Raw genomic sequence first — 10,385 nt, forward strand, 5'->3', positions numbered from 1 at the left:
TCAGGCGGCAAAACCAGTTGTTCCGCTGCGGGACATCACGATCTTCGTGATGGACGTGGTGTGTCCCAGGTCGAGCAGCATGCGAACGACGGTGACCACGTCGGCGACGGTGATCATCGTATCGGCCGGGACGGTGTCGGCGGTCCAGGCCGCCATGTCGGTGTCGACGAAGGCCGGGGCGATGGCTGTGGCCATGACACCCCTTCCGGATGCTTCGACGTTGAGGGCTTCCACGAGCGAGATCAACGCCGCCTTCGAGGCGCCGTAGACGGCAAGGCCGGCTTCGGGATACACCCCGGTGATCGATGCGAGTGCGATGACTCGCGTGCCTCGCCGCGGGTTGGCGGCGGCAGCGGCGCGCAGCATCGGCAGCGCGTGCTGCACCAACAGGAGTGGCGAGGTGAAGTTGACGTGCAGGCTCTTGTCCACCCTGTGCGCGGGTGTGGTCTCGAGTGGCGCGGCGGTGCCGACGCCGGCGTTGAGTATCAGCGTGTCCATCGTGCCGAAGGTGTCGCGGTGGAGATCGGCTACGGCGGCGACGCCGTCCCGGTCTGCCATGTCGGCGGCGCGGTGGATGACCTTCTCGGCACCCGCGTCGCTCAGAGTGGCGGACAGCGCTTCGAGATCCTCCGCCGACCGTGAGGTGACCGTCAGTCCGTATCCCTGGCGGGCGAGTTCAAGGGCGATTCCCCGACCGATGCCGCGGGAGGCTCCCGTGATGAGTGCCGTCCTCATCGGTGCTCTCTGAGGGTCGTGCGGCCGAGTTCGAGGTAGGTGGCAACGGATTCACCGGCAGTGTCGAAGCCAGGGCCGCGCGCGGCGCCGGCACGCGCCCGGTGGTCGATACTCGCCGCGATCACCGCGATCTTGAAGTACGCCAGTGCCAGATGGAAGTTCCAGTCGGTGAGCGGGATGCCGCCTGCGCGTTCGTAGGCCGCGGCAAGTGCGGCCGGATCGGGCAGCCGCGGACTGGCCCATGCACTGGGCGAGCCGACGATGAGGTCGAAGGCGGGATCGCGGTAGGCGCACATCATCGCCACGTCTGCGACGGCGTCGCCGATGGTGGACAGCTCCCAGTCCACAATGGCCGCGACCTGTGGTGCCGATGACGAGTCGTGCGACAGGATCACATTGTCGATCCGGTAGTCGCCGTGCACGATGCCCGTCGCCTGTCGTTGGGGTATCGAGCTGGCGAGACAGTCGGTCAAGGCACGGGCGAGATACCCCAGTTCGGCCGGGCCGATCAGCTGCCATTGGCCCCACCAGCGCCGCAGCTGCCGTTCGGCGTAGCCGCCCGGCCGACCGAAATCCCCCAGGCCAACGCGGACGTGATCGACTCGGTGCAGGGCTGCGAGGGAGTTGAGCAGTTGGTCGACGGTCGTGACGAGTGACGCGTCATCGAGCGCGGCGAGTTGATCGCGGGTCCGAACCGTGCGGCCGGGGACGAACTCGGCAACCGAGAATGCCCCACCGAGCAGGGATTCGTCTTCGCACAGCGCGACAGGCCGGGCGACGGGGATGTCGGTGACGGCGAGTGCCGCGGTGACGCGGTACTCCCGTGCGACATCGTGCGCTGACGGGGTGCGCCCTGCCCGTGGTGGCATCCGCAGGACCCAGCGGGATACGCCGTCGGACAGCCGGAAGGTGACGTTTGATCTGCCACCGGCGATGAATTCTGCGGTCAGCGGCCGAGTCACCTCGACACCGGCCGTACGCATCACTGCCGCGACTGAGTCGAGTTCTGTCTCGGTCAGTGTGATGTCGGTGTCGTGTGCGACCACGGCTGTGCCCTTCGCCCCGGTCATCGGCCGTACCTGTCGCCGGTGAGCTGCCGTACCGCTCTGGTGGCTATCGACCAACGGTGTACCTCCGACGGGCCGTCGTATATGCGGAACGGGCGCAGTTCGCGAGCGATCTTGGCGATCGGTAGGTCGCGGGACACACCGAGGCCGCCGCACAGTTGCGTTGCCCGGTCGACGACGCGGTTCAGCGCTTCCGCGGCGAAAGTCTTGGCGACCGATGTCGACTTGGACGCGCGCTCGCCGGCGTCCAGTTCGGCGCAGGCCTGCATGAGCAGAGCCCGGGTGGCGGCGAGGTCGATCTCGTTGTCGGCGATCAGCAGTTGTGCCATGCCGAGGTCGGCGAGGCGGGAGCCGAACGCACGGCGCTGCGTTGCGTATCGGACGGCGACCTCGTGCGTGCGGCGCGCGGCGCCGGTCCACCGCATTACGTGGGTCATCCGGGCCGGCCCGAGCCGCACTTGGGCGTATCGGAATCCGTCGTCCACTTCGCCGAGGACAGCGTCGTCGGGGACGAGGACGTCGACGAACGACAACTCACAGTGCCCGCCGATCATGGACCGGTCCATCGTCGAGATGTGTCGGACCACCTCGATGCCTTCAGTCTCTGCGGGCGCGAGGAACATGGTTGCGCCGCCGGTGTCTCCGGGATCGCCGCTGGTGCGGGCCATGATGATGAAGAAGCCCGCGCCGTCCGCACCGGTGATGAGGTGCTTGCGGCCGTTGATCAACCACCCATCGACGGTCTTCGTCGCGCGGGTGGAGAGCGCGGCCGGGTCCGACCCCGCTCCGGGTGACGGTTCGGTCATCGCGAATGCCGAACGGGTCTGGCCCGTCACCAGGGGCCGCAGGTACTCGTCCCGCTGCTTGTCGGAGGCGACGTGTGCCAGGAGGTGGACGTTGCCTTCGTCGGGGGCGTTGATGTTCAGCGCCATCGGTCCGAACAGCGAGTAGCCCGCTTCCTCGAAGACGGGCGCTCGTTCGGACATGCTCAGGCCAAGGCCACCGCAGTCGATCGGGCCGTGCGGGGAGAGGAGCCCGGCGCCTTGGGCTGCGCCGTGAAGGCGCACACGCAGGGCGTCGCCTCCTGCGGCGTGCACGTCTCCGTCGTACTCGTCGTCGATGGGTAGAACTTCGGCTCGGATGAACTCTCGGGTCGCGTCCATGAGTTTGTCTACGGCAAGCACGGGCGCACCTCCCCTCGGATCGATGGGTATCTGGCTGTTTTCGGCCCGCGCTTTATCGGGTGCCGCGGCCCGGATCAGCCACGAGGTGCTGAAGGAACCACTCGGTCGCCGCCTTGCTGGTCTCCTCGAAGTGGGCCACGTACGTCTGGAAGTGCCCACCGGCGTGTATCACGACGTGCTTCGGTTCCCGGGCCGTGGCGAACGCCTCCAGCTGGATCTCGGGGAACGTCGTCGTGTCGCTACGGCCGACGATCATCAGCCATGGCTTCGGGGCGAGGTACGGGAACCACCCAGCGGGCTCGAATTCGATCATGTGGCCGACCGAGCGGAGAGTGACCTGGTTCTTCCACTCGGGGGCGCCTTCCTGGCTGAGCTCGATGAACCGGTTGTGCACCACCGGCGGCAGCGCGCAGAGCTCCTCGGGGTCGGTCGAGAACACCGGGATCATTGCCGGCTCCTTCCCGAGGCGGCGCGCCTGACGGTCCTCGCGGAGCCTGTCCTGGATGAGTTTGAGCTGGGGGCGGGAGAACATTTCACGGCTGTTGCGGTGGCCGCTGACGTTGGGTATCTGGGAGACGACACAACGCACACGTGAGTCGTTCGCGCCGATCACGGCCGCGAGACCACCGGCGTAGCTCGATCCCCACACGCCGAAGCCGGCGTCGGCGTCCACCCCGGGCAGCGTCTCGGCGAACGACAGGGCGTCGCGCCAGTCCTCGATCTGCTGGTACGGATTTACCTCCAGACGCGGGGTGCCGTCGGAGGTGCCGAAGCCGCGGTGGTCGTAGACGAGTGACGAGAAGCCGGCGGCGGCGAAAGCGGCGGCGTAGTGGTCGATCTGTTCCTTCACGCCCGAGAACCCGTGCGCGAGAACGATGCAGGGCTTGGGGCCGTTGCCGCTGCTGTGGAAGTACCCGCGAAGCGTTGTCCCGTCTTCGACCTGGAACTCGACATCCTCACGCACTGTTGGCTCCTACTCCCCAGTTCTGAATATGGCGTCAGTTTTGGAACCTAGAGTTGCCCCAAGGGTCCTGTCAACAGATCCGCAGTGCGGTGCGCCGGAAGGCGGCCGCGTCGGCGAAGCGTTGGCGCTGCCGACGTCGGTGACCGGCCCGGGCGGGGCAGCGGCCCTGAACGTGTCGGGCCCGTAGAAAAAGTGCTGAACCGTCAAGAAATAGTCTTGAGGCCGGGTCATCTGTGTGCGGATCCTGGCGCCCGGCATCTGCGCAAGACCGTGCGCCACCGACGGAGCGGCTGCCTGGTGCAGTCGGCCGCCGATCGGACAACTGCCTGTTCGCCGTTGGTAAGTCACCCCTAGGCCGTTGGCGAGCGCTTCTGATCAGGCGTCACAGAGCATCGTCAGGGCGTTGGGTGCGGAGTCTGCGCTGTTCCTTGACGGCTGCGATGGCTCAAGTCACACTCCCTGTACTAAACATGGCGCCAGATTCAGAAATGGTGCCTGAGCAGGAGGAGGAGTGCTGTGGCGCGACGATTGGCGGCGTTGCTGGCCGTTGCGGTTCTGGGCGTCATGGCGGGATGCTCGCCGCCGAACGCGCAGTCCGGGTCCGGACCCATCGTGCTAGGAGGCGTGTTCGACCTGTCCGCCACGGCTTCCACGCTCGGCAAGCCGGCGCAGCAGGGCGCCCAGTTGGCCGTCGATGAAATCAACAGCCGCGGCGGCGTACTGGGGCGCAAGCTCGAACTGAGTTCTGCCGACGAAGGATGTGACACCACCAAGGGCGTGGCCGCAGTCCGCAAGTACATGAGCGACCGCGCCTTCATGCTCTTCGGGTTCTCCTGCAGCCCCGTCGCGCTCGCGGTCAAGCCGCTCGCCGAGGCGCAGCACATCCCGATGCTCGTCACGACGGCAACGGCAACGGAGATCACCCGGCCGCCCGCGCACTACGTGTTCGACTCCAACGTGTCTGCCGCGGACGAGGCGCGATCGCTGACGAACCTCGTGCTTCCGCGGTACAACCCGCACAAGATCGCGGTCGCCTACGTCGGCAACGACTACGGGAAGGCCGCCGCGGACGGGGTGAAGGCCGCACTGGAAGCGAAAGGCCTGGGGTCGGCGTACCAGGGCGTGGAGATCCCGCTCGATGCCACCGACTACAGGGCCCAGTCCCTGATACTGGCCCGGTCCAAGCCGGACGTGATCCTGACCGTCGTGTACTCGACCCCTCCGCTGATCAAGGCGCTGCGGCAGGCCGGTGTGACAGCCCCGGTGGTCTCGTTCAGCGGCGGCGTTCTCGAGGCGACCGTCACGCCCCTGGCGCAGCAGGGCCTGCTGAAGGGCTTCGTCAGCTCCTGGTACGCACCGACCGAGCTCGGCACCAGGAGCACGAGCACAGCGATGAGCCACTTCGCGCAGGCCTACCACCAGCGCTACGGGAAGTACCCGGACTCCGTCGCACTCGAGGGCTACCAGGGGATCAAGCTGGTGCAGAAGGCACTGGAAAAGGCCGGTGCCGTCGATGCAGACAAGTTCGTCAGCGCGATGGAGTCCCTGAAGACCGTGGACTTCGGTCTCGGCTTTCCGATGAGCTTCTCCAAGGCGGACCATTCCGGACCCGAGCAGATGTCCCTGGTCCAGTTCGAGTCGAACAAAGCACCGGACGGCAACGGATTGTACGGCAGCGTCAAGATCTTCAGCGCCCCGTCCAATAGCTGAACATCGGTCAGGAGCACTTCGTGGATGTCCTATTGGCCGGCCTGCAGGCCGGTGCGCAGTACGCGATCCTTGCCGGCGCCCTCGTGATCGTCTTCAAGACCACCGGGGTGTTCAACTTCGCGACCGGTACCTTCGCCACCGTCGGCGTCTATGTGACGCTCGCGATCAGCGATCTCCCGATCCCCGGAGCAGGTGCGGTGATCCTGGGATGCGTGGCGGTCGGTGTTCTGTCCGTGCTGATCGAACTCGTCGTCGCCAGACCGATGCAGCGGCGGCTGCCGGCCTCCGGTGCACACGTTGTCGTCGTGCTGCTTCTGCTGCTGATGGTCCTGGGAGAGGGCACCGTCCGGCTGATCTACTCCTCCCAGCCGCGGTCCATCCCCGCGAAGCTGGCCATCGACGGCGTGACGACAGTCGCAGGCTTGCCGATTTCGCAGGTCACGATCGTCACGTTCGGTTCGCTGGTGGCAGCCTCACTGGCCAGCCTGTTCCTTCTGCAGCGAACCAGGGCCGGCATCATGGCACGCGCCGTGGCGGCCGACGCACGAGCGTCGGAAGTCGCGGGGATACGCGCGAACGGGTTTCGCATCGCCGCCTGGTGCCTCTCCGGAATGCTGGCCGCGTACGCCGGCTGGCTCCTGGCCAACTCGGTGAGCACCGCCCCGACCATGGCTCAACTCCCCATGGTCAAGGCCATCGCCGGCGTCGCGCTCGGAGGCCTCACCAACCTGCCCGGCGCGATCGGCTGCTCCGTACTGATCGGTGTCCTCGAAGCCATCGCAGTCGTGCACATCGGAGGGTGGGCAACGTCGATCCTGCCGCTCGTTGTGATCTTCGTGATGCTTCTGGTGCGCCCGGACGGGTTGTTCGGGACGCGAGAGGCGGTGCGGGTATGACCGTCGACGTTGCGGCCCTGCGCGAAGGCGACCACCGGTCCTGGCGGACCGCCAGACACCTCAAGAGCCTCAGGTGGGCCACGCCGCTGCTGCCGCTGGTAGCCACGACCGTCCTGTGGGGAATCGGCAGCGACTACTGGACGTACCTCGCCGCCCTCTACATGGTCTGGCTGATCGCAGGCCTGGGCATGAACCTCGTCATCGGAAGCGGTGGGCTCACAGCACTCCACGGGCCGGCAACGATGGGTGTCGGAGCCTATGCGGCCGTCCTGTCGATGGAGCACAAAGTACCCGTTGCGCCGGCCGTCCTGATCGGGGGAGCGGCCGCAGGTGTTCTGATCACGCTTCTGCTGCTGCCGACGCTGCGACTGCGGTCCTTCTACTTCACGGTCGCGACGTTCGTCGCGGTTCTCCTGGTCCAGAACGTCCTCAACGAGGCCGTCTCCATCACCGGAGGACCGTACGGAAAGATCGTGCCCGCACCGACGATCGGAAGTCTCAGGGCGATCGACGGCACGCTGGTCCTCGCCGCGGTCTATCTCGCGCTGGCCACCGGTTTCATCGCGTGGCTCGCGAGATCGGCGTTCATCGTGAAGCTGCGAGCAGTGCGGGACTCGACCGAGGGAGCGAAGTCCGCCGGTCTCTCCGTCTTCCGGATCCGCGCCCAGGCGGTCTTCATGTGCAACGTCCTTCTCGGGGTCGCAGGCGCCTTGCTGGGTGTGGTGACCGTCGCCATCGTCCCGTCGACGTTCGGTTTGCCGGCGATCGTTTCCACCCTGCTGGTGGCATGGGTGGGCGGCTTGGATCGTTTCTCCAGCCCCGTCATCGGCGCGCTCCTGGTCAGTGTGGTGCCCGCAGTGTTCACCGGGCTGCAGGGGTACTCGGACTTCTTCACCGTCGCGGTGCTGTTCGTCGTATTGATGCTGGCGCCCAACGGAGTGCTGGCGATGCTTCCCGGTGCCTCATCCCGGCGGGTGCTTCGATGAGCCGATTCCGAATCGCCGGTATGACCGTGGCATTCCAGGGCGTCACCGTGGTCGATGGTGTCGATCTTTCCGTCGAGGCCGGGCAGGTGCATGCCGTCATCGGACCGAACGGTGCCGGGAAGACCACCCTGCTCAATGCCGCGACAGGCGTGATCCGTGCTGCCGCCGGGCACGTGTACATCGACGACGTGAAGCTTCGCGGGCGAAGCCTGGACAGCAGCGTCCGCCAAGGACTGAGCCGGACGTTCCAGCACTCCCAGGCATTCGATTCACTGACCCCGTTGGAGCATGTGGCTGTCGCCCGCCGGGTGAGCCGAGATGGATCGGACCGGACCGTCGACTTCGCGCACGATCTCGCACGCGGCCTGCCCGATCGACCCGCGTGCGAACTGGACGCGTGGGGGCGGCGCACGGCGGAGCTGGCGCGAGCACTCGCCAGCGGCCCACGCGTCCTGCTGCTCGACGAACCCGCCGGCGGCCTGGACGACGAAGGCCGACGCACACTTGCCGGTGTGCTGGACGGGATCCGTGACCTGGGGATCGCCACGGTCCTGATCGAACACGACATGCGCCTGGTGCACGGGGTGTGTGATTACGCCACGGTCCTCGACGCCGGTCAGGTCGTCGGAAGTGGCCGCCCAGCCGAGCTTGCCAACGACGCGCACGTTGCCGCGGCATACCTAGGGGGTGCTCCCAGTGGCGCTGAGTCTTAACCGTGTCGAGGTGACGTACGGGCGCATCGTCGCGCTCCGCGGCATCACCGCAACCGTGGAGGACGGACGGATCCTTGGAGTCCTGGGTGCCAACGGCGCCGGCAAGAGCTCGCTGGTCGACGCCATCGTCGGCCGCGTGCCGTACCGAGGGCACATCACCGGCCCGACCGGTTCACTGGACGGGCTGCCCACATGGCGACGGCTCCGGCAGGGTGTCGGATTCGTCCCCCAGGACCGTGACCTGATCGGTGAGCTCACCGTCGAGGAGAACATCCTCATCGCGACGGCGGGGTTGAGCCGCCGACAGGCCTCCGTCCACCTCGCACGAAGCTTCGAGGACTTTCCGAGACTCGTCCCGCTGCGGCACCGCAAGGTCGGGCACCTCAGCGGCGGCGAACGGCAGTTGACAGCGATCGCGCGAGCGCTCGTGCGTCGACCCTCGGCCCTGGTTCTCGACGAACCGTCCCTCGGACTGTCACCCACGATGCGCGAGACGGTCGTCGCCTCGGTGCTGCGCCAATGCCGTGACGACGGACTCGCGGTGCTCCTGGTCGAGCAGTTCGCCGACCTCGTTCTCGCGTTCGCCGACGACGTCCTCGTGATGTCGAACGGCAGCACCGTGTGGAACGGTCCGCGGGCAACGCTCGACACGGCGACGATCCAACGCGCCTACCTCGGCGAGGCGGACCCATCGGTCGGCGCCCGCGAACGTCGGCCACAGCTGCCGACGTGAACGCCGCGTCGCCCATCACGTCCATGTTTTCACCAGAAGGAGCAAGCCATGCGGGCTGTCACCTACCATGCGTCCGGTGAGCTCGACCAGCTCGAGCTGACGAATCTGCCCGAACCGACGGCAGTGGCGGACGAGGTACTGGTCCGGGTGTCCCACGTCTCGCTGAACGCCCTGGACCTCCTTGTGCTCGCCGGCCTGCCGAACGTCCACCATCCCTTTCCGATGGTGCCCGGCGGTGACGTCTCAGGCGTCCTGACCCACGTCGGTGAGGGTGCGATGCGTCAAGGATGGCGTTCCGGCAACCGGGTCCTGATCTATCCCACCCACCCGCGGCATGGGATCAACGGCGAGTCGACGCTCGGTGGTCTGTCGGAACTGATGGCCTGCCACGTCAGCCAGCTCACCCGGGTCCCCGACACCGTTTCGCTGCGGGACGCCGCGGCCCTGCCGACCGCCTACGGCGCCGCCGCGCACATGCTGTTCACCGTCGGGCGGGTGTCTCCGGGAGAGGTTGTGCTGGTCCTCGGTGCGGCCGGTGGTGTCGGAAGCGCCGTGGTTCAACTGGCGAAGACGCGAGGCGCGGTTGTTGTGGCAGCGGTCAACACCACGGCGAAGGCCGACTACGTCCGTTCACTCGGAGCCGATCACGTCATCGACCTGTCGTGCGAAGACCTGCGCGAGCGGTGCACAGCGCTGTTCGGACGGCCGCGCGCCATCGACCCGGTCACCCACCTGCCTGGCCATACGGCCGCGAACCCGCCAGGTGTCGACGTGCTCGTGAACTTCGTCGGCGGAGCCACATGGCACAGTGCGTTGCGGTGCGTGCGAGCCGGCGGCCGAATCCTGACGTGCGGTGCTCTCGCCGGACATCTGGTGGAACTCGACCTGCGGTACGTGTGGAGTCTCCAGCTGCAGATCCTGGGTGCCACCGGCTGGACGGTCGACGAGCAGCGAGAACTGCTCGACCTCGTCGCCGACGGGCAGTTGACACCAGCGATCGACGCCATCGTTCCGCTGGACGAGTACCGTGCCGCGTTCCAGCGAATCGCCGAACGTGCCGCGCGCGGAAAGGTCCTGGTCGACCTCTCCGCAACCGTTGACTGATCGTTTCAGCCTGATCCTGCGAGGAACTCCGGGCGTTCACGACTCCGTTGGGAAATCCGTGAACCGGGTGTGTGGGTGGGCTTCTATGCGGCCAGTTCAAGTCGGGCCAGATGCGAGGTTCTGGTCTCGCCGAGTGGGGTTTCGGTGAGCCAGGCGTCGAGTCGGATGATGTTGATGGCGGTGGCGGCGAAGATGTGTCCGAGGTGGGTCTTGGGCAGGCCGGTGAAGCGGGTGCGGCGGATGCGGGTGCGGCGGACCGCCTGGGAGATCGTGCCCTCCACGCCGGCGCGGAT

Annotated in this window: 11 protein-coding genes; 6 read left to right on the plus strand and 5 right to left on the minus strand. The window is 67.0% G+C overall.

Annotated features, from left to right (window positions below):
- From ACWDA7_RS17205 to ACWDA7_RS17220, 4 genes are all read right to left on the minus strand, one after another.
- Window positions 1–735, minus strand: coding sequence for an SDR family NAD(P)-dependent oxidoreductase (locus tag ACWDA7_RS17205; RefSeq protein WP_450605129.1), 735 nt, complete (start codon window positions 733–735; stop codon window positions 1–3).
- On the minus strand, window positions 732–1,805 hold the full coding sequence (locus ACWDA7_RS17210) for a phosphotransferase family protein (RefSeq protein WP_450605130.1): 1,074 nt from the start codon (window positions 1,803–1,805) through the stop codon (window positions 732–734). The genes ACWDA7_RS17205 and ACWDA7_RS17210 overlap by 4 nt, the downstream gene beginning before the upstream one ends.
- On the minus strand, window positions 1,802–2,965 hold the full coding sequence (locus tag ACWDA7_RS17215; protein WP_450605140.1) for an acyl-CoA dehydrogenase family protein: 1,164 nt from the start codon (window positions 2,963–2,965) through the stop codon (window positions 1,802–1,804). Before ACWDA7_RS17215 ends, ACWDA7_RS17210 begins: the two co-directional genes overlap by 4 nt.
- Window positions 2,966–3,038: 73 nt before the next feature.
- A complete protein-coding gene (locus ACWDA7_RS17220) occupies window positions 3,039–3,950 on the minus strand; it encodes an alpha/beta hydrolase (protein WP_450605131.1) in 912 nt (303 codons plus the stop codon).
- A 516-nt stretch (window positions 3,951–4,466) separates the two neighbouring features.
- On the opposite strand from ACWDA7_RS17220, the gene ACWDA7_RS17225 reads away from it, so the two are divergent.
- Genes ACWDA7_RS17225 through ACWDA7_RS17250 form a run of 6 tightly spaced genes read left to right on the plus strand, consistent with a single transcriptional unit; the run spans window position 4,467 to window position 10,092 of the window.
- Window positions 4,467–5,660, plus strand: coding sequence for an ABC transporter substrate-binding protein (locus ACWDA7_RS17225; protein ID WP_450605132.1), 1,194 nt, complete (start codon window positions 4,467–4,469; stop codon window positions 5,658–5,660).
- A 20-nt stretch (window positions 5,661–5,680) separates the two neighbouring features.
- Window positions 5,681–6,556, plus strand: a complete 876-nt coding sequence (locus tag ACWDA7_RS17230) for a branched-chain amino acid ABC transporter permease (RefSeq protein ID WP_450605133.1) — start codon at window positions 5,681–5,683, stop codon at window positions 6,554–6,556.
- Window positions 6,553–7,542: a branched-chain amino acid ABC transporter permease gene (locus ACWDA7_RS17235; RefSeq protein WP_450605134.1), complete on the plus strand. Its 990-nt coding sequence runs from the start codon at window positions 6,553–6,555 to the stop codon at window positions 7,540–7,542. The genes ACWDA7_RS17230 and ACWDA7_RS17235 overlap by 4 nt, the downstream gene beginning before the upstream one ends.
- On the plus strand, window positions 7,539–8,255 hold the full coding sequence (locus ACWDA7_RS17240; protein ID WP_450605135.1) for an ABC transporter ATP-binding protein: 717 nt from the start codon (window positions 7,539–7,541) through the stop codon (window positions 8,253–8,255). The genes ACWDA7_RS17235 and ACWDA7_RS17240 overlap by 4 nt, the downstream gene beginning before the upstream one ends.
- Window positions 8,239–8,988, plus strand: a complete 750-nt coding sequence (locus ACWDA7_RS17245) for an ABC transporter ATP-binding protein (protein WP_450605136.1) — start codon at window positions 8,239–8,241, stop codon at window positions 8,986–8,988. Before ACWDA7_RS17240 ends, ACWDA7_RS17245 begins: the two co-directional genes overlap by 17 nt.
- Before the next feature lie 48 nt (window positions 8,989–9,036).
- Window positions 9,037–10,092 carry a quinone oxidoreductase family protein gene (locus ACWDA7_RS17250; protein ID WP_450605137.1) on the plus strand — a complete coding sequence of 352 codons (1,056 nt, stop codon included), beginning with the start codon at window positions 9,037–9,039 and terminating at the stop codon, window positions 10,090–10,092.
- A gap of 83 nt (window positions 10,093–10,175) precedes the next feature.
- Here the strand turns inward: ACWDA7_RS17250 and ACWDA7_RS17255 are convergent.
- The coding region (locus ACWDA7_RS17255) for a transposase (protein WP_450605138.1) at window positions 10,176–10,385 on the minus strand (210 nt) is incomplete at its 5' end.

This window comes from Streptomyces sp. NPDC001156, from assembly GCF_053598275.1.

Coding starts and splice junctions, on each gene's coding strand:
- ACWDA7_RS17250 (WP_450605137.1), top strand. CDS start 9,037: ATGCGGGCTGTCACCTACCATGCGTCCGGTGAGCTCGACCAGCTCGAG.
- ACWDA7_RS17205 (WP_450605129.1), bottom strand. CDS start 735: ATGAGGACGGCACTCATCACGGGAGCCTCCCGCGGCATCGGTCGGGGA.
- ACWDA7_RS17210 (WP_450605130.1), bottom strand. CDS start 1,805: ATGACCGGGGCGAAGGGCACAGCCGTGGTCGCACACGACACCGACATC.
- ACWDA7_RS17215 (WP_450605140.1), bottom strand. CDS start 2,965: ATGGACGCGACCCGAGAGTTCATCCGAGCCGAAGTTCTACCCATCGAC.
- ACWDA7_RS17235 (WP_450605134.1), top strand. CDS start 6,553: ATGACCGTCGACGTTGCGGCCCTGCGCGAAGGCGACCACCGGTCCTGG.
- ACWDA7_RS17240 (WP_450605135.1), top strand. CDS start 7,539: ATGAGCCGATTCCGAATCGCCGGTATGACCGTGGCATTCCAGGGCGTC.